This window comes from Butyricimonas synergistica DSM 23225, assembly GCF_000379665.1.
GTDB classification, from domain to species: Bacteria; Bacteroidota; Bacteroidia; order Bacteroidales; family Marinifilaceae; genus Butyricimonas; species Butyricimonas synergistica.
In genome coordinates this window covers 269917-290352 of the sequence record NZ_KB903359.1, presented here as the reverse complement: position 1 = coordinate 290352, position 20436 = coordinate 269917, and the positions used below count along the sequence as shown (strand labels likewise).

At 48.0% G+C, this 20436-nt stretch carries 17 protein-coding genes; 3 read left to right on the top strand and 14 right to left on the bottom strand.

The genetic code is table 11. The features are described 5' to 3' along the window. Positions 1-119: 119 nt before the first annotated feature. The 11 genes from A3CY_RS0101275 to A3CY_RS0101220 all read right to left on the bottom strand — a co-directional run bounded on the left by A3CY_RS0101275 (position 120) and on the right by A3CY_RS0101220 (position 14598). Positions 120-1400 (bottom strand): cysteate synthase, encoded by a 1281-nt coding sequence (locus tag A3CY_RS0101275; protein ID WP_018336069.1) that lies wholly within the window; start codon positions 1398-1400, stop codon positions 120-122. 142 nt (positions 1401-1542) lie between these two features. After that, positions 1543-2643, bottom strand: a complete 1101-nt coding sequence (locus A3CY_RS0101270) for an SIR2 family protein (protein ID WP_018336068.1) — start codon at positions 2641-2643, stop codon at positions 1543-1545. A gap of 279 nt (positions 2644-2922) precedes the next feature. Beyond that, positions 2923-3879: an Acg family FMN-binding oxidoreductase gene (locus tag A3CY_RS0101260; RefSeq protein ID WP_018336067.1), complete on the bottom strand. Its 957-nt coding sequence runs from the start codon at positions 3877-3879 to the stop codon at positions 2923-2925. Continuing rightward, positions 3869-4486 (bottom strand): TetR/AcrR family transcriptional regulator, encoded by a 618-nt coding sequence (locus tag A3CY_RS0101255; RefSeq protein ID WP_018336066.1) that lies wholly within the window; start codon positions 4484-4486, stop codon positions 3869-3871. Before A3CY_RS0101255 ends, A3CY_RS0101260 begins: the two co-directional genes overlap by 11 nt. Before the next feature lie 247 nt (positions 4487-4733). Beyond that, positions 4734-6167, bottom strand: coding sequence for a vWA domain-containing protein (locus A3CY_RS0101250; RefSeq protein WP_155828151.1), 1434 nt, complete (start codon positions 6165-6167; stop codon positions 4734-4736). Positions 6168-6174: 7 nt separating this feature from the next. After that, on the bottom strand, positions 6175-7197 hold the full coding sequence (locus tag A3CY_RS0101245; RefSeq protein WP_018336064.1) for a DUF4249 domain-containing protein: 1023 nt from the start codon (positions 7195-7197) through the stop codon (positions 6175-6177). A 191-nt stretch (positions 7198-7388) separates the two neighbouring features. Continuing rightward, on the bottom strand, positions 7389-10076 hold the full coding sequence (locus tag A3CY_RS0101240; protein WP_018336063.1) for a TonB-dependent receptor: 2688 nt from the start codon (positions 10074-10076) through the stop codon (positions 7389-7391). 337 nt (positions 10077-10413) lie between these two features. Continuing rightward, entirely contained in the window at positions 10414-10596 is a 183-nt protein-coding gene (locus A3CY_RS22370; protein WP_205619906.1) for a hypothetical protein, read from the bottom strand. Positions 10597-10748: 152 nt separating this feature from the next. Continuing rightward, positions 10749-13049, bottom strand: coding sequence for a bifunctional dihydroorotate dehydrogenase B NAD binding subunit/NADPH-dependent glutamate synthase (locus A3CY_RS0101230; RefSeq protein WP_018336061.1), 2301 nt, complete (start codon positions 13047-13049; stop codon positions 10749-10751). Between the two features lie 139 nt (positions 13050-13188). Next, positions 13189-13644: a hypothetical protein gene (locus A3CY_RS0101225; RefSeq protein WP_018336060.1), complete on the bottom strand. Its 456-nt coding sequence runs from the start codon at positions 13642-13644 to the stop codon at positions 13189-13191. Between the two features lie 15 nt (positions 13645-13659). Beyond that, positions 13660-14598 carry a DUF5106 domain-containing protein gene (locus A3CY_RS0101220; RefSeq protein ID WP_026207179.1) on the bottom strand — a complete coding sequence of 313 codons (939 nt, stop codon included), beginning with the start codon at positions 14596-14598 and terminating at the stop codon, positions 13660-13662. Positions 14599-14822: 224 nt separating this feature from the next. On the opposite strand from A3CY_RS0101220, the gene A3CY_RS0101215 reads away from it, so the two are divergent. After that, the gene (locus A3CY_RS0101215) at positions 14823-15707 is read left to right on the top strand and encodes a pirin family protein (protein ID WP_240388107.1); all 885 of its coding nucleotides are present in this window, start codon (positions 14823-14825) and stop codon (positions 15705-15707) included. Positions 15708-15767: 60 nt separating this feature from the next. Here A3CY_RS0101215 and A3CY_RS0101210 read toward each other — a convergent pair whose 3' ends face one another. The 3 genes from A3CY_RS0101210 to A3CY_RS0101200 form a co-directional block, all read right to left on the bottom strand. Next, on the bottom strand, positions 15768-16727 hold the full coding sequence (locus tag A3CY_RS0101210) for a hypothetical protein (RefSeq protein ID WP_026207178.1): 960 nt from the start codon (positions 16725-16727) through the stop codon (positions 15768-15770). 14 nt (positions 16728-16741) lie between these two features. Next, positions 16742-17005 (bottom strand): HU family DNA-binding protein, encoded by a 264-nt coding sequence (locus A3CY_RS0101205; RefSeq protein WP_018336056.1) that lies wholly within the window; start codon positions 17003-17005, stop codon positions 16742-16744. A 354-nt stretch (positions 17006-17359) separates the two neighbouring features. Then, complete coding sequence (locus A3CY_RS0101200; RefSeq protein WP_018336055.1) at positions 17360-18328, bottom strand: helix-turn-helix domain-containing protein; 969 nt, start codon at positions 18326-18328, stop codon at positions 17360-17362. 238 nt (positions 18329-18566) lie between these two features. Between A3CY_RS0101200 and A3CY_RS0101190 the strand changes: the two genes are divergently transcribed. Together A3CY_RS0101190 and A3CY_RS0101185 are read left to right on the top strand one after the other, a co-directional pair. Next, the gene (locus A3CY_RS0101190) at positions 18567-19151 is read left to right on the top strand and encodes a DUF3575 domain-containing protein (RefSeq protein ID WP_018336053.1); all 585 of its coding nucleotides are present in this window, start codon (positions 18567-18569) and stop codon (positions 19149-19151) included. A gap of 5 nt (positions 19152-19156) precedes the next feature. Beyond that, the gene (locus A3CY_RS0101185) at positions 19157-20344 is read left to right on the top strand and encodes a DUF3868 domain-containing protein (protein ID WP_018336052.1); all 1188 of its coding nucleotides are present in this window, start codon (positions 19157-19159) and stop codon (positions 20342-20344) included. Positions 20345-20436: the final 92 nt, after the last annotated feature.

Below are 20436 nucleotides of genomic sequence, written 5' to 3'. Positions count from 1 at the left end.
AAGGTTGTAAAGTCTATAAGGTCAATAAACCACTGCGGGGCACTTTGCTCCCGGCAGCTCTAGCTGCCGATAAAAAAATCCGAAAGACACCCATGATTTTATGGACTTTACAGACCTTTTTACCTTCCAATTAACTCCCGTACTTGCTTCTTCACCATCTCCGGGTCGGGATTCACGGGGAATACCAAATGAGGCTTCTGTTGCACGGGCTTAAACTCTTGTTTGTACCGCCCGATACCTCCGCCCGTGATGTTCAGCATAATCACGGCATCTTCCTCCACCCGTTGCTCCTTCACGGCTTGCATCAAAGTAGCGGTAGCCACGGCAGCAGCCGGTTCTATATCTATACCTTCGAGTTTCTCGAATAACTCTTTCGCTTTCATGGCTTCCTCGTTCGTAGCCAGCATCACGTCGCCACCCGTTGCCACCAATGCGTCATAAAGTCCGCCTTTCAACGAATAAGGAGGCTTCCGATTGGACAATACTTTGGCACACATCTCTTTCACTTGCTCGCGTGCCGTATTCTCATCCACATCAATCAAAGCCCGTGAATTAGCCTTCCATGAATCATAAATCAACGTGAAAGGAATATTCTGTGAAACCATCAATTTCATCAAGTTCTTCCCGTAACGCCCGTCTGCGATAAAACGCTTGTTTGCTTCCCAAGCAGCAATCGCTCCCGTTCCGCTCCCCACGGCTTGGAAATAATAATCCGGAATACGCCCGATCTCCTGCACGGCAGACAACACGGTCGTTCCCATCCCGTCACGGCGAGCCACATTCTTGGCTCCTCCCTCGGGATAGAAGTATTCCATCTCACAAATAATATTGGAAATATGTATTGCGTCAAAATAATCACCTCCCGATGCCGCACAAACCAACTTCACGCAATCATTCCACGGCTCGTCAGCCCAAATCGAATCCAGATTATCTTCCGGCACGCACAGCAATAATGGGATACCGTTCTCCGAGCACACCCTTCCGAAAGCCCTCGCCGTATTCCCAGCAGAGGCGACCACCATAATCTTATCACTGTTCCGGTTCGTGCGGGCACACACGGCGTATGCCTCACATTCCTTGAACGAGCCTGTTTTCATCAACGCACCCCGTTCCGGCCAGTAACCGTTGAACGTGATATATAGATTCGACAGCCCAAGGTATTCTGCCAACCCCTCGCTCCTAAAAGTCACGGGCGCCCCCGAACCCTCTAATATCCGGCAAATCGGCAACCAATTGGCATACTTGTATATACCAGGTAAATCATTTCTCACTTCAAATTGACGTTCCGCGTAATTCGCAAAAATCAAAGCCGCACCATCCTTGTTGGGACATTCCAATTCCCATTGCCCGTCCTCGAAAGATGTTCCACAGCACGCTGATTCTAAATGATAACGTGTCATATCTTCACTCCTTGAATTGTACATTTCTTCATATGTACAAAAGTAAAGTATTCCCAACACTCGTGATAGGGTATAAATACCACTTTTTATTTTAAATTTTAGATTCCAACCGCACTAGCCAATATTTTCCCATTTTAAAACTCTAAATTTTAAACTTTAAACTCTTCACGTACTCCGGCACCGTCAACCGGAATATATCCCGTTCCGTCACCCGGCTACCAAAAAAGTTCTTGTAACGTTCGGCTTCCGCTTCCACGCTAGCACTGTGGGGATAAAGCACCACTTGTATCTCCGCATCGGGGCGGATCATGCGTGCCAACAATTGCCGGATTTCAAAATCAGCTGCAGGCAGGGAGTAACCGATAAACACGATACGCTTCGCCTCCGACAACTCGATTGCGGCGTTCTGCCATACCAGCTTCATCTGTATATTGCTCAAGTTCTTCAAGTAAGTCGGCAACAACAAATTACTCTGTAACTTGATCGAACTAATATCCGGCATCCCGTAATTCTTGCGGCAATGACGGCAATATGCCGCTTTCATGATAGCGATCTCCTCGCCGAAACGCACGTACATACGCTGGCACAGGGGACATTGAAACCAGTTCATCGAACCGTGCAGCTTCAACAGCTTGATATTATACCCACCGTATCCCACAGCAAGCAATCCCGGCTTGATTGTATTGTCGTTTGCCTCCCACGAACTCACGTAACAGCAGTAATCCACCACGCTCAACTTCTCCGGGTGACCGCTCTCTATTGCCCGTTTCAAAGCATGATCGAACAACACATCCCAGTTCGTGGTAATCACCGACACCCGATCCTCCCCGTCCTCCATGCGCCGTCGGGCAATCCCGTTGATATATTCAGCGAACTCGTCAATATAATCGCCGCAAGCCTCGTTTTTCTTGAAACTGTAATTCACCGCCGCACCCATCAGCGCGTTAAACTCCTCCCGCAACTCCACCAGCGCCCGCGAACTGTAACGCCCGATAGAAAGCCCGTCCCAAATACAACGGTCAATAGGCGTGAACACGTCCTCCAACTGCACTTTGCAATAGTGATCCTCGTAAATATGCAATTCTTCTTTCAGGAAGCCGATAAAATTATCTCTTGCCCGGATCAACCGTTCGTCATCCCGCGTGAAATTCTCGTCCAGAATCATCTCGATGATCTCATTCTGAACCAAACCACCCGCCTCTTTTGAAAAACCCGAACCTAAAAAATAAACCGTCTTATTCATATGACCGTGTTCTAATTATGCCTACACAAAAATAACATTTATTCCGGGTATCTTGATTACATTCCGGTTAAATTCCACCTCATCCTTCATACCCGCCGAGAACCTCCCGTGTTCCCGCAGATATAATTCCGTATTTCTCACTCAATGTAGGGCGACCCACCAATTGTCCGAGAAATAAAGCCGACTCCTATCGGCTATATCTCGGCTTTAATGCTTGAAAAAAGAATTATTTCTTTGGGATTCGTGCGGGAACACACCGAATATTATTTTTTTTGTATATCATACCAATAACTCCTCCAACTGCTTACGGGGCGAATAAGGCATAGCGTCAGCATATCCCAACCTCAATATCAACGTCGGGTATTCCTTGTTTATCGGGAGCAAATCCTGCATTTCAACAGCCAAGGAGCGTACTTCACAAGGTTGGTTCAAAAATGCACAAGACACACCCTCCCCGGTCGCCATCAGCAAAAAACGTTGCAACGTCCGTCCCACCCCAATCCACACTCCCGGCGTATTATCTTGGGTTGTAAACAACACCAAATGAGAGGACGACCTTATTTTCTCCCGGTCTGACTTATTCTGTTTATCGGGCTTCAAAAAACAACGGACAATAGGTTTAGCAATCGCCGGGGGAAGCGGCGGATTACCGAATACCTTGTAACTCAACCCATCATTGGTCTTCTTTACTTGTCCCGCCGTGAAACGCATCCAAGAAAGCAACTCCGCCTTAAAAGCCTTGTCGTTCATTTGAACACGATTCCCTTTAACGATATATTCCGTCAACGTATCGGCTAAAGCGGAACCTACCGGGGTGAAATACATCTTGACACGGTCTTCCCGGCAAAGGGACTCAAATACCCCGAGCACCCTATCGGCAAGCTTGTCCCCGTTGTACATACCGCGATTCGTCTGCCTTCTTTCTATCAGCCCGAATAAAGGATCGTCACCCACGCTACCATCCTGCATCAAGCGGACGCCAATCCTTTCTGTTCCGTACCCCGTCACGTCAGCCGAGTAACCGAAATGGCGGGCAGAAATAACGAGATTCTCCAACGCGCACCCCAAACTAATAAACAACTCCCGATCGTCCCCGTCCACCACGGGCAAACGGACACTAAAGTCCGGCAAGATAACGATACCGTCGTCCGTGCTTCCAAACCTCCAAGGCTGCGTGTTATGCCCCGACGGAGCTTTGGAAGCATACCCCGCTATTTTCAGAAAATCAGTGTTCATTACCATTGGTTTTAAAAAACTTATCTATCAAAGCATCTATCCCGCGGCTTATCTGTTCCCAACCCGAATTCTGATTGATCGCTATTCCGTTATACACGGGACAATATTCTTCCAGCATCACCAGATACGTAATAGAAGCCGTCAGCATCGACGCCATCACCGCGATTTCCTCCCTCGGATAACCCGATAGCTCGCATACTCGCTCTATCCGGCTAACACCCATCGCCTCTCGTTGCACCCTCAAATTCACGATCATATCATTGTTGCAGGAAAGTTCCCAACGATACAGCCTTTTCAAAGTAGGATTAACCCGCAAATGCTCGATCTGTCCTCGAAACATCTTTTTCAGAAAATCGGGCAATTGCTCCCTAGAAGGTTCTTCAACGGGAAGATTTATCCAAAAATCATGCTGCCGAATGTAAGCAGCCATAAGCCCCTCCACTGAACCAAAATAACGGTATATCAATATTTTCGACACCCCGGATTGAGTCGCCACGGCATTGATTCCTATTTTCTCGAACCCGTTCTCGATAATCATGTTCTCGATCGTATCGAGTAACCGTTTCTCCGTTGCCTCCCGATCCCTCTCACCTATTTTCTCTTTCATATTTCCTTATGTTACTATTCGGAAACAAACATATGTTACCCATCGGAAACATACAAGCATATAGGCAAATAAATTTTTAGCAAGTAAAAAAGGAAGGAGATGCCAAAAGCCCATTTTTATCTTAAAACTCCTCCGTCATTTCGTACCACCTCCTCTATAAATAGAGGAAGAGCTGGTGACTCTTCCCGAAGATGGTGAGTAACTCAGCTCTCCACAAATATATTCACAATACTGTTTCATCAGTGACTTAAAACTTCACTTTCTGCACCAAACGATAAAATTCATCCCGATACCCGTGAGGATCAAAACTTTTCGCACTGCCCGCAAGGTCAAGAATCATAGATTTGGATGCCGTACCCCGGTACTCTGACTGTTTCATCATCAACCCGAAAGCGACCACTGCCGCAGCAAAACGAGTATTTTCCGTTGCTTGACTTACAGATACAGGCATACCGTCAATCTTATGCTGCAACAGGCGGCTTTGCTCGATAGGCGGTTGTTTGTAGCGGACATCCAACGCGGCGAAGTACCCATCACCACCATTCTTCAATTTTACCTCATAAAGTGCCGTCACGGTTTGGTCTACCCCGATTTCCCCGGCATCCTTCCGGTCGTCGTCAAAGTCCTCTTTATCCATCAACCGGTTCTCGTACCCTATCAGACGGTAACTCTCCACCCGGTTCGAGTTAAAAGTCAATTGCACCTTGCAATCCTTCACCACGGCATGGAATCTTGCTTTCTCGTGCACAAACACCTTTTCCAGCTGATCCGAGTTATCGATATACTCGTAATTTCCATTCCCCTTATCGGCGATTTGTTCCAGCATATGGTCGTTCAAGTTATCCGAACCCACGCCCAACACCGTGAGATACACTCCACTCTTGCGTTTTTCCTCGATCAACTCCACCAATTCCTCGTAAGAAGAAAGACCCACGTTGAAATCCCCGTCCGTACCGAGTATCACCCGGTTGTTCCCCTCCTGCACGAAATTCTCTTGCGCAATCTCGTATGCCGTCAATATCCCATCGGCACCAGCCGTGCTTCCCGAGGCTCTCAGCTTGTCGATTGTCCGCTTGATCTCGTCCCGACGGCTACAAGGTGTAGATTTCATTGCCACGCTAGACTTCCCGGCATAGGTCACGATCGCCACCCGGTCATCATCATTCAATTCGTCGACCATCATCTTGAACCCTTCCCGCAAAAGAGGCAGCTTGTCCCTCGCATCCATCGAGCCGGACACATCGATGAGTAACACGTAATTAGAAGCCGCCAACTCCGCCTCCGGCACGTGTTTTCCTTTCAAGCCAACCCGTATCAAGTGGTGTTCGCCATTCCACGGGCAGCCGGAAACTTCCGTGTTTATCGATACGCTCTCTCCCTCTGCGGGTTCGGGGTAATCATAAGTGAAGAAATTCACGTATTCCTCGATTCGCACCGACTCCTTCGGGGGCAATTGAGCCAAACTCAAGTACCTGCGGGCATTCGTGTAGGAAGCGGCATCGGCATCCACGGAGAACGTGGAAACTGGGTAATCCGCCACGGCAAGGAAAGGGTTCTCCCCGTAATCCTTGTACCGCTCGTCACCGTAATTCTCGACATGATCCCAACCGATCACGTCATCGTTATCTGCGCAACCAGCCCAGAAAAACAAAATCAATAACAGACTAAAACTCTTTTTCATAACATTATCAATTAGTGTATAAAACATTTCCTTTCTCCGGCATCACGAAATCCACGACCGCCTCGTTGGCATATCCAACGACTCCCACGCCGTTCTTCACGTTACCGTACACTTGTATCGGCTCCATGATTCCCTCGCCCCGGTCTGACATCTCCACCGATTTCAGGTATTGGTAAGTCGCCTTATCTATGTTGACAACCTTCACCCGACATCCCTTCACGTTATACTGCATCACCTGCTGTCCCTCTTTTTCTTCCTCGTACACGTAAGAATACATCCGCCGATTGCTTACCTTCATCACGTAAGACGTTCCCTCGAACACTTCATTCGTGAAAAGATGATACTTATTGCGTTCGTCCTCGTCAAACCACACGCTGGACGAACCTTCCAGCAGGGGATCTTTGTCCGTGAAAAAAGCGTAAGAAGTCGAAGGGTCGATTATTTCGTCCCCGATACGGGTGTACGAGTAACTTTCCACGATCAGACGATAGTAAAGCCGCCCTAGTCTCTCGTCTTTTATGGTAATCCGGTAATTCATCCGGTCATCTCTCCCGTCATTGCTAGAGAACGTATCGACCTCTATCACAAGGGCTTGTTCCGGCAATACGACTTCTCCCTCCACTTCCGGGAATCCTGCCGACCGGGCGACTATTCTCACATGATCTCCCCGCTTCGGATACACGACGGAGTATCCTTCCTCCCCATTCCACTTCAAATCACCCGCCAAGTCACCATTCACATATACCTCCCCCTCTACCTCCATCGGATTATTCACCACCGAATCACCAAAGAAAAACGTCCGGGTAACCTGCACCGAAATCACCGAATCCGGCTTCACGAAAGCGTACATCACCAACTTCGGGTCGGGATACTCCCCATCATAATCATACGTCTGCTCACAACCCACGAGCAAACAAATAAAAAATAGCCATAGGGTTTGCCTTCGGCAAGTTACAGGTTGCTGGTTACATTCGCCTTCGGCGAGTTGCAGGTTATTGCTAACAGTAGATATGTCCGTGTGTATGTTCATCTTTTAGTTTTTATCTTTAAACTCCCTCCCCCCCTTCGGGGTACTCCCTCTATAAACAGAGGGAGAGCTGAATTACCCACCGTCTTCGGTTAAGATCACCAGCTCCTCCTCTGTTTATAGAGGAGGTGGCGCAAAGCGCCGGAGGAGTTCATTTTTCATTTTTCATTTTCAATTCTCCATTTTCAATTGTTTTAAAACCTAAACGTGTACGAGAACGAAGGTATCACCGGGAATATCGAAGCCTGTCTTAGCACCGGTTTCCGGGCATTGCTCCCGGCAATCCTTTCCGTGTCGGAATACATGAAAAAGGGATTCAACCGGGAATAAGCGTTATACAACCCGATACTCCATGTCGAAACACCCCGTTTCCGGTAACGATGGAAATTAAAACCGAGATCCAAACGGTGGTACGCCTTCATTCTGAAATTATTCCTGTATTCCACGTGATCTACCGTCGGGGGTGTTTCCACCACACCCTCGACCGTCGCTCCCGCATACTTCTCCAATGCGATCGTGGCTCTAGCCCCGGAATGAAACACCCACGCCGCACTAATATCGAACCGCTTGTTGAAACGATGTACCAGGGCAATATTCACCCCGTGGCGGCTATCGTACTTCGCCGGGTACTTCCTCCCGTAATTGATTTCCCCGCCCGGGAATCGACGGTTCGCCCACGCCAGCGTGTAATTCACCCACCCCGTGGTCTTCCCCGCACTTTTCTGCACTTGCACCTCCAACCCGTATGCTTCGCCTTTCCCCACAGCCACGTGCTCTTTCCAATTCTTATACTCCGGCAATATCGATGCCCCGTCCAAGTAATCTATCTGATTCTTCATGGTCTTGTAATATCCTTCCAGCGATACGTCCCATCCCCGGTTGAACTGATAATAAATTCCTCCCGACACCTGCCTCGACAGCATGGGTTTAATCTCCTTGCTCACGGGCACCCACAAGTCGCTCGGCAAGCTAACGCCCCCGAAAGCCAATAAATGCACGTACTGGCTCATCTCGGCATACGATACGTTCATGGACAATCGTTTCGTCGTCTGGTATTGCAGGGAAAAACGAGGCTCCACCGAGAAATAATTCTTCCTCTCCACCCGGAACAGCGCAAGGCGTACACCCGGATGTACCCGCAATCGCTCCGTCAACCGGATCTCATCCTCCGCGTACAAGGCGATCTCGTTGCCGTACACCCAGCTTTCCGTGCGGGATTGCCAATTGCCGGGAATCCCCGCCCCGAAGTCATCCGAGGCGATCTTGAGACGGCTCATCTCGGGCACGAACGTGTGATACGCGTAACTTCCCCCGAAACGCCCCGTGTGCCGCTCGTTCAAGTTATACTCGAAATCACTTTTCACGATCCAATCGTATATTCCCGAGTTAAAATGACTATATGAATCATTCAGCACCTCCGGTTTCCAGCTACCGGAATCCTTATTCGTTTGCATCTTCTCGAACATCGAGATATTTATCCGGGAAAGATAGCGACTGTATGACACGGAAGTATTACTGTACAACCTTGAATTAAGCCGTGCCCCCCACTCCAAGGCAACAATAAAATTTCCCCAGCTCCAACTCCAATTGTCATCACTTACATAATCCCGGGGGTCTGTTCCCGAGAGGTTCTTATCCTTGTCGTACATCCCGTACCATGCTTTATCGTGTCCCCAATAGCAATTCAGAGCCAACTGGTTGCGTTCCGAGAATTTATGCGTCACCTTAGCGTTCACGTCCATGAAATAATATCCCCCTTTCTCGTAAGACAAGTTGTCCCGTGAAGAAGAACGTGTCAGTGACTTTATCAACGGGGAGGCGATCAGATCGAGATACGTCCGCCGAGCCGACACGTTAAAGGAAGTCTTGCCCTTTTTTATAGGTCCTTCCAGTTGCAGTTTCGACGCAATCAATCCCACCGATATACTCCCGTGATAAGCCTCCATATCCCCCTCCTTTATCCGCACGTCCACCACCGAGGAAAGCCGTCCCCCGTAACGGGCGGGAAAACTGCTCTTGTAAAAATCCACGTTCTTCACCGCATCGGAATTAAAGGTAGAAAAGAACCCCAGCAAATGGCTCGGGTTATAGAGAGGCACCCCGTCCATCAAGTACAGGTTCTCGTCCATGTTCCCGCCCCGCACGTACAGTCCTGCCAACCCCTCGCTTCCTGTCTTCACGCCGGGCATTAATTGCAACGTCTTCAGCAAGTCACTCTCGCTCAACAGGCTCGGCAACACGTTTACCATCTTCACCGGGAACCGCACTTGCCCCGGTTGTACCTTACGGATACCTCCCCGCGTGATGCCTCCCTCCACCAGCACCTCGTCCAAACGGTTGTCCTGCACCAAATCCACGGAGATCACTGTGTCCCGAGAGAGCGTGAATGCCGTTTGATACGATTTATACCCCACGAACGAAATCGTCAACTGCACTTTACCACCCGGCAACGCCAAACTGTAAAAACCGTGATTGTTCGTCATCGTCCCCATCCCTCGCTTGCCGTCATACACGGAAGCCTGTATCAAGGTTTCCAGCGAGGCGAAATCCCGCACCGTACCGCTAATCACGAAGAAGGGCTTCCGCTTTTTCAACACCACGTAATTCCTCACCACCTTGTAGTGTACCCCGTTCGCCGCGAACACCCGCTCCAACACGTTCACCAGCGAGAAACTCTTCATCCGCAACGTGATCGCCGGGAATCCCCGCAACAACGATGACTCGTAAGAAAACACGTGCCCGCTTTGCCGCTCGACCTCCGCGATAACTTCTTCAATAGGGGTCTGTGAAAAAGAAAAATCATACAATCTCTCTTTCTCTTGTGCCATTATCCTATCCCCGATAAACAGCACGCAAATCAAAATTAACACCTTTATCATCATCCCATAATTATTTGGTCTATCCCTAAGACCCTTTTTCACACAAAACCCCTATCGTGAATTACAATATTTTTTCAAATATAGGAAAAAGTCTATAAATTCAGTGATTAAGTAATACCATACCAAACGTACAAGCTTTTCACATTCAAATATAATGAAAAAGATGTGTATAAAGAGTAGGTAACCTGACAGTGAGAAATGAAACAGAAATAAGGGAGAGACCAGGCTGAAGAGAGGGAACAACTTCGAATCACTCCCGGTACAAAGTCAATACAATTTCGCTCACGAAGGTCTTTGCACCGAAGGTGAAACGACTTTGCACCGAAGGTGATCCCTATTCTCACCCTATTCTCTTCCCGTTCTCACCGGGATCTCCTCGTCTATTCGTCGGCAATTCATCCAGGTTCCCATACATCAGACAAGGTAGGTATTGCCGTATCTTGCCGGCAGACCAATCCCACCATACCAACGCTTGCAATCGCTCTATCACCTCCGCGCTGAACCGTTTACACATCTTTTTCATGCAAGAAAGCGGTCAAAAAAAGAATAAAATATAGCTGAAAGCGGTAGTTCGAAAATGAAAAGCCCATTTTCAATTTTGCATTTTCAATTTTCAATTAAAAAAGGGCTGCCCTTTCGGAACAGCCCCAACACATAACAATATTTTAAAACCTGTCAGGCTTTGAACATTTCATCGATATGCTTTGCCGCACGGCGACCGTCGCCCATGGCGAGAATCACGGTAGCACCGCCTCGCACGATGTCACCCCCGGCAAACAAGTCGGACAAATTAGACTGCATTGTTTCCTCGTTCACCACGATAGTACCCTTGCGGGATACTTCCAATCCGACAACCGAATTCGGGATAATCGGGTTAGGCGATACACCCACGGCAACCACTACCACGTCGGCATCGATCGTGTACTCGGAACCTTCCATTGGCACCGGGCTACGGCGTCCGCTGGCATCGGGCTCACCCAATTCCATTTTCTGCACCCGCACTTGTTTCACTCGTCCCCGTTCGTCAGCGATATACTCCACGGGATTCGTCAACGTGATAAACTCACATCCCTCTTCCTTGGCGTGTTTCACCTCTTCCAAACGGGCGGGCATCTCTTCCTCGCTACGGCGGTACACGATCATCGCACGCTCCGCACCCAAACGCTTTGCCGTACGCACGGAGTCCATCGCCGTGTTGCCACCACCCACGACAACCACGTTCTTCCCGTGATATATCGGGGTATCGGAATCCTCGCTGTCAGCACCCATCAGATTTACCCGCGTCAAATACTCGTTAGAAGAAAGGATTCCATTACAATTCTCGCCGGGAATATTCATGAAACGGGGAAGCCCCGCGCCGGAAGCCACGTAGAACGCCTTGAAGCCATCCGCTTTCAAGTCTGCCACGCTATCCGTCATTCCCACGATAAAATTCGTCACGAACTTCACGCCCATTTTCTTCAAGTTCTCGATCTCCACGTCCACCACGCTATTCGGCAGACGGAATTCCGGGATACCGTATTTCAACACGCCGCCGATCTCGTGCAACGCCTCAAACACAGTCACATCGTATCCCCGCTTTGCCAGATCGCCCGCGCAGGACAATCCCGAGGGACCGGAACCGATCACCGCTACTTTTATACCGTTAGCCGGGGCTACTTCGGGCACGGAGATATGTCCGGACACCCGCTCGTAATCGGAAGCGAAACGTTCCAGATAGCCAATAGCCACTGACGGCTTCTTGAGTTTCTGCAAATAAAAACACTTCGACTCACACTGCTTTTCCTGCGGGCATACCCGTCCGCAAACAGCCGGGAGAGCACTCGTACGTTTCAACACGGCTGCCGCCTGCAAAAATTCACCCCGTTCGATATTCTTGATAAAACCGGGAATATCGATACTCACGGGACAACCTTCCATACACGTCGGCGTCACGCAATCCATGCAACGTGTAGCTTCCCGCATAGCCATTTCGGCAGTCAACCCCAAGTTCACCTCGATACGCTGGCTTTTGACACGCTCCGCAGCAGGCGTTTCAGGCATAGATACCCTTTCGATAGCAGTACGTTCTTTTCCCGCCACCTTTTGGCGAAGTTCCTGGCGCCACGCCTCGTTACGGTCGCTCACGCCATTCTTCACCTCTATATTCTCGTGTTTTACTTCTGCTTCATGTTGTGCTTTAACAGTCTCGTCATCTTTGAAACCTCCCAAACGAGAAAGGATCTCATCAAAATCAATCTGGTGTGCATCAAATTCCGGTCCGTCCACGCAAGTAAAGCGGGTCTTTCCACCTACTGTCACGCGACACGCCCCACACATCCCGGTGCCATCCACCATGATTGCGTTCAAACTTGCCACCGTGGGAATATCGTGCTTCCGGGTCACTTTCTCGCAAAATTTCATCATGATAGCCGGACCGATCGTCACGGCGAAATCAACTTTCTCACGGGCGATCACCTCTTCCATACCCTCGGTAATCAAACCCTTCTTCCCGTAGCTGCCGTCATCCGTCATGACAATCACCTCGTCGGAAGAAGCCCGTATCTCGTCTTCCAGAATCACCAAATCCTTCGTACGTCCGGCAATCACCGAGATCACCCGGTTACCCGCTTCCTTGAATGCCTTCACGATCGGTAACAAGGGAGCAACCCCGACACCTCCGCCACAAGCCAACACCGTACCCACTTTTTCGATATGAGTCGGTTTGCCGAGAGGACCCACTAAATCCGTCACGTACTCCCCTACTTCCAGCGCACATAATTTCCGGGATGAAACACCCATCACCTGCACCACCAGCGTAATCGTCCCTTTCGCCACGTCCGCATCGGCTATCGTCAGCGGCATACGCTCGCCTTTCTCTCCGACACGCACGATCACGAAATTACCCGGCTTGCGGGATTTAGCGATCAAAGGAGCCTCTACCTCTAGTTTTACAACCTTCTCTGAAAAATAAGTTTTACTTACAATTTTGTTCATAATCAATCTGTTATTCCATTGAACTGATTTCTACCCCGCTATCATTTTCGACTTCAAGCCGCAAAGATAACGAACCCCTTTAAAAAAACAATGCCGGTAAGTTTATAATTTAGCGATTTGGCGACCGCCGAATTGTCGATTAAAGCATGACAATCTCTATTCTACTCCGTTTCGTGGAAATATCCAACTCTTTCAAAGCGCTATATACCCGGTTGACCTCCTCGTCCACCCGTTCCGTATCCACACCTTCCTCCCGGAGACGCCCCATGACTTCTGCCACGGCTCGGTCGTACTTCGCCTTGTAGCGGGCGTTCAGTTCCGTCCAGTTAATCCCTTTAAAATACCCCGCAATCTGTCTGTCCAGCGGCAAGCGTCCCTGCAACATCAACACGGCGATCATCGGATAACCCGCGTATCCCTGCCAATAGGAAGCGTTGTCGTTCGAGGTGTACTGGTCGCCCTCCCACGTCACGGTGTAACGTTTTTTCCGATCGGAAGAAACCACTTCAGCCCGCTCGCTGTCGAACTTCACCCGCCCGTCGGCAATAGCACTGTATGCCTCGTGAATTTTCTGTATTGGTGGTAATTTATTCATAAGCCATCCATCCGGTTAAAGGTTCTGATCCAAATACGACAGGATTACCCGAAAAGGAACATCCTTGAATATCACTTTTTTATTCTTGTCCAGCAGGTAGAACGTCGGGATAGCCCGCAAATCGTACAAGCGTTCTTTCCGAATAATCTCCCCGTCGTCGTACGCGTTTATCCACGACGAAGGCTGCTCTTTCAGCGATTTCCGCCACACGTCCAAGTCGGGGTCGGGATACACCGAAAGGAATACCAGCCGACGCTGTTTCTCTTTCTGTTCCTTCTCCAAAAAAGGATTCAGTCCCGTACCCGCTATTTCCGCCCGTATCGTCCGGCAGGCATCACAATCGGGATTATTAAAGAAAAGAATGATGTAATTAGAACGAATGTCCGACAACTTCCCTTTCTCTCCCGACGGCAAGGTGTAGACGAAATCGGCAGCCTTGCTTCCCGGTCGGTTTTTCAACGCCATCATAAGGCGGTATTCCGGTCGAACCTTATCGATTTCCCCGATCCGGGGCGAACACACAATATATTGTAGCACGGGAATATAATATTCCTCGCTCAACATGGGAGAATTAGGGTCATACAAGTAATTCTCGTACAACGAGGTAAAATGAGCGAACATCACCGAATCGGCAGCCAGCGCCTTATCAAGCATTCCGGCAATACCACTTTCCACATCCGCATAAGGCACAAGAGGAAACAATTGCAGGAATCCCCCGAATGCCTGTTCCGTGACCTCCGGCTGGCTTATCAGCGAGGTATCGGCAAAATTAAAATGATCCCAGTAATGAGCAACCAGAAACTTCGCCTGCTCCCTTTCCCCCGTGTAAATCACGGGCACTTCCGGCAACCGGAAAGCCTGCCCTTTCGCCTTTCCCTTCCCCTTGGGTGAGGAAGAACACGCTGCCAGCGCCATACACAATCCGATAATAATACCGAGTTTCTTACTTTTCATAGTCTGATCGATTAAATACTTCTACAAAGATAATATTAATTTTAGATTTTAGATTGAATGATTTCAACCACACAATCTTCCGCTTCTTTTTTCACCCTAAACTCCTTTGGGGGAGGAGGAGCTGGAATACTCTTTCGTCTTCGGTAATCTTTTCATTTTCAATTCTCAATTTTCAAGTGTTTACAACCTTATTTCAAAACAAACGTTTAAGTATAAAAAATGATATGATGAAAACAAAACACGTGCAACAGATATTACCCCCTCCCCCGTCCCACATGGTGGGTGACGGGTTTCGGGTTCACAACTTTTTCCCACACGGGTACGACATCCAGCCGCACCGGATGAGCCCGTTCTATTTACTGGACTATAACGCCAAAATAGACTTCTGCCCAAGGGAAACGCCAAGAGGCGTCGGGGTTCACCCGCACCGGGGATTTGAAACGGTAACCATTGTTTACAGCGGGAAAGTGGCACACCACGACAGCAGGGGCAACCGCGGCGTGGTAGGTCCCGGCGACATACAATGGATGACCGCAGGAGCGGGAGTCCTGCACAAGGAATACCACGAGGCGGAGTACAGCCGAAAAGGTGGTCCGTTCCACGTGGTGCAGTTATGGGTCAACCTGCCCGCCAGTTACAAGATGAGCGAGCCGGGCTACCAACCCATCACGAACGAGATGATCCCAAAATACATCCTCCCGGAAGAAGGCGGCACGGCAGACGTCATCGCCGGGACATTCAAGGGAGTACAGGGCATCGCCCGCACCTTCACGCCTATCGAGATGTATAATTTACGCCTGAAAGGGAAAACCGCCCTCGCGTTCACCCTGCCGCGGGACTACAACACGGGTATTCTCGTGGTTGAAGGCAACCTGCGGGTAAACGGCAACGAAATGGCACCCGCCGACAACTTCATCCTATTCCGCAACGACGGGGAAAAAATCACGCTGGAAACTGAGGAGTCCACCACAGCGCTCGTGCTGAGCGGGCAACCGATCAAGGAGCCCATCGTGGCATACGGTCCGTTCCTCATGAACACGAAAGAAGAAATAATGGACGCATTCCATGACTTGAATTCGGGTAAGTTCGGTAAGCTGGAAGACGAATAAAAAAAGAGGTTGTCCGACCTCCACCGGACAACCTCGACCTTTAAGAAATCACACGCGCACTTATAACGTATCCACAATTTTCTTTTGTTCGTTAAAGAAATTCATTCGCTGTATCTCACCACTTTGTGATATAAGGGTAGAATGTCTTTTCAACGAATGAATCCATTTTTTCTGGTAATTGCACACCTTGCCATCACGCGAATCCATCGAATTGATCGAATAGATACGTAAAAAGCATATCTGATATCCATTTTTCTCCACGTAACTGTAAGTTGCCTCAAAATCGACGTTAGAAAGATAAACTGACAACAGGTTCCCGTTATGGAAAGAACCTTTCTCCGACACCAATTCCAACTCGCGGAGAAGTTGATGCAACTCTTTTTTCATATTCGCGACATCGGTCGCGGTCACCAGACCTAATTCTGCAAAATATTTTATTTCTCTGACAAAGGAAGCGAACACCCCCTGATCCAAAATGAAACAGGTTTTGTGTACCAGCCGCAGGTCTTCCTGCAGCTCTTTCTGCACCTTCGCCAGTTTTTCCGGGATAACGATGTTAGCCAGCGAGGTTGGTGTTCTCAACTTCTCGTTCTGGTATAGCCACCTGCTAATCCGGAATTTAGATAAATTCTCGTAAGGGGCGTAAAATGTATAAGGAATGGTATTCGACGAGGTAATGACCTCCGTCGTTGGATCCGCCTTAACGTATCTGAATAGTTTATGGTAACGAACTAATATCTCGTAATAATTATCCATCGGCTCCAAAAAGTGCAACACGTTCAGGTCGAACATCGCCCCGCTGGACATACTGTTACCGACAATCTTGTCTAACGATATGCCCATCTGGCTGGCGATGATCGCTACTTCACTGAACGTAAAAGCAACCTCCCCCCTTAATCTCCGGTAAATCGCCTCCTTACTCATGCACAATACCTCCATGAGGATATTCGCGAGATTCCCCTCTTTGGGAGTAATCTCGCGCATCGTGCTGATTAGTTCATTTACCACGGCATTTTTCATCGGGGTACCGTTCCTTAATCAAAAAAGTATTTGCCGATAGAGAATTTCACAACCTTCTTCGCCGGAATGGTCATGTTTTGCTTGCTGTTCGGGTTGTAACCGTTGCGAGCTTTACGTTCTCTGATAGAGAAAGAACCCAATTCCAATAAAGAAATTTTCTCGCCTTCCTTCAATGTTTCAGCCATAGTTCCGATTACAGCGTTTACAGCCTTAGCAGCTTCTACTTTACTTGTTCCGTTTTTCTCTGCTACCTTTTCAATTAATTCTCGTTTGTTCATTGTCAATAGTTTTTAAATTTATAAATAGAATTTATTTGACTCGTATCACAAAACCGCATCCGATGTTCGAAACATCAAATGCGGTCTGGATACTATTTGTAATTTTGTTTCATCAATGCACACTGTTTTTAATAAATGCTACCGGGATGACGTTCTTCCCTCTCGGCAGTACAAAGATGAAAGATAATCTTCAATAATCAGTGCTCATTACAGTGTATCAACCAAATACGTTTTTTCTATTTTTGTAATATAAGTCAAAACAGATTTGATTTATGAAACATCTTTTCTATTTATTGTTAACTATTTCATTATTTGCAACAAACGTTGTTCGCATTTTTTGATTGCTGAATCTACCTACTCGCACAGCCCGTTGATGATTTCGCGCTGTTCGTTGAAGAATTTGATCCGTTGAATTTCTCCGCTTTGAGAGATCAATACGGAATATTTTCTCAACGAGTCCACCCACTCTTTCACGTTACGGAAAACATTCTCGTCATGCGACGTGATCGAGTTGATCGCAAACAGGCGAATCAAACTCAAACGATAGGCGGAAGTAGCGATATAACTATACGTAGCCTCGAAATTCACGTTCGCTATATATATGGATACCTCCTTCCCGGTCTTGAAAACACCTTGCACCGCTATTTCTTCCAGCTCATCCAACAACTGTATCAACTCTTTTTTCAATTTCTGAACATACTCTTGTGAAATTAAGTTCGTCCGGGCAAAATATTTAATATCATTTACCAAATAGACAAAGATCTTGCTATCCCATATATATACGGTACGGTTAAACTCCTGCGACTCCCTCACGAAATCCCGTTGCCGGTCGAGCAATTTATCCACCATCTGAAGTTCCTCGAAGTGATGCTCGATATCGATTTTCTCGAACTGGTACAACCATTTGAACATTCGGAACTTCGACAACAACTCGTATTTCAAGTAGAAAGTCTGCGGGATAATATTCGACGCCGTGCATAATACCGACGTCGGGTCGCCCTTTATCTCTTGAAAAATTTTCACGTAATTATCGACAATTGAATAATAAGTTTCCAGTGGTTCGCTATAATGAATGATATTCAAATCGAATATCGCGTTCATACCTTTATTAGAACCGACCAATTTGTCGAGCGACACCCCCATCTTTTGGGATATCGTGGCAGCCTCGGCGAGGGTAAAGGGAACTTCACCCCGCAATCTGCGGTAAACGGCTTCTTTACCGAGATATAACATATCTATTAATGTATTCGCCAGATTCACTCCCCCGGGAAGTTTACCTTTCATGGCTTTAATTAATTCTTCATTGTAATCGAAAGTTGTCATGATTTGAGTATTTAAATAATACAACTAAATTACTCGTTATACGAACCTACACGAAAAATAGTTGCGAAAAGTGAAATAATTCAATTCATCGTTTAATAAAAATATCGGAATACAAATCAAAAAAATACACGGAGTACTTCAATAGAAACGTTTCAAAGTGTAAATACACTCTAAAAGTCACCATTTCTTGCTTCCCTTCGAATACTTTTGTAATATCAAAAAACAAAGTGAAAGGGTTATGATGAGGAAATGGATATTCATGCTGGGAATGATTGTGCTTGTTTCGACAGGTAACGTCAGCGGACAGGAGAAGAAATTCTACGCCGCACCGGTTTTCAGCTTGAAGACCAACACCTTGTACTGGTTGACCACCACCCCCAATGCGGACGTGGAAGTCGCTTTAGGGAAAAAGATAACTTTCGACCTGTCCGGTACGTATAACGCATGGAGCTTTGGTGATAATAAAAAGATAAAACACTGGCTGGTTCAACCGGAATTCCGGTACTGGGGAAGTGAACGCTTCAACGGGCATTTCTTCGGGATACACGGACTCGGTGGCAAGTTCAACGCAGGGGGAATTAAAATGTTAGGGTTGGACAAATATCGCTACGAGGGTTCGTTTTACGGGGGCGGCATTTCATACGGTTATCAATGGATCATCGGGAAACGCCTCAACCTGGAAGCAACGATCGGCGTCGGGTACGTCCGGTTCGAGTACGACAAATATGAATACCAAGTGAAGGGAAAACATATAAAAGAAGGCACGAAAAACTATATCGGACCGACAAAGGTAGGGCTTAGTCTGGTGTACATTATAAAATAAGAGAGATGAAAAAGGCAATTATATGCAGTATAATTTTATTGACCGCAGGTCTGTTCGTGACGGAAGCGAAGGCGCAAACTACCGTTCATGCGGGTGAGATACGAATTACCCAAAACCGTTTTGAACAGCAGGGCGACAGTCTTTACATCGAGATGAACTTCGATCTGAACGGGTTGACAGTTGGCAGCAATCAGGCTTTCACGCTGACCCCGGTGATCGAGGCAGGAAAAGAAGTAAAAGAATTACCATCGGTAATCGTGAACGGCAAAAGACGGTCTAAGGCGTATCTACGGTCACTTTACTTCAACAACGGGGTAGATCCCTTCCCGGCTTACACGACCCTCGTGGTCAATAAGCGCACGCGGGAAAAAGTGAACTATAAAGTGGTCGTACCCTACGAGGCATGGATGCAGGACGCCGTGTTGAACCTTCGCGAAAGCTTCTACGACGGCATCGAGCAACGCTTGATCTCAGTAAATATGCTGGCAAAGAACCTCAAATGGGATGCCGCACAAAAAGGAAAGGTACAGATCGTTGCCCCGACACCCAAATTCACGCCCGTGCCGGTAGCAGAGGCTACCCCGGTCATCGTGAAGGAGAACACGGGAGCAAAAGTGAAAATCGTGGCGAACACGAGTAAAGCAGAAGAGCAACGCCCCGTCGTGCGGGAGAAGGTAAAAGAAACCTACGCCAAGGAAGGTTCCGCCTACTTGGATTACCCGCAGAACCGGACTCAGATCATACCGGACTACCGGGACAACCGCAAGGAACTTGCCAAGATCAGAGCCACGCTCGACGAGATAAGGAATAACCCCGCTTACGAGATAACGGGCATTTACCTCACCGGGTACGCTTCCCCCGAGGGAACGTACGAGCAGAACGAGAAGCTGTCACGCGGACGCACGCTGGAACTGCGCAACTACCTGCTCGACAGGTATCCTCTCCGGAAAGACCTCTACCACATGGATTGGGTAGCCGAGGACTGGACAGGCTTGAAGAAAATGATTACACAATTCGGGATGCCCGATAAAGATAGAGTTCTTTACATTATTAATACAGTCGGAATTTTCGAGGGAAGAGAGAAACAACTCATGGACTTGAACAACGGAACACCTTACAGGTACATGATGAAAGAATTTTTTCCGAAACTACGACGAGTTGATTACAAGATAACATATAAACTAATCAAATAAAAGAATAGATGAAGATATTCCTGAATGCCCCCCGGTATAACAAACGCCGATCCCCACATACACCTCTTACCGGGGGCATTCTTTAAAAACAC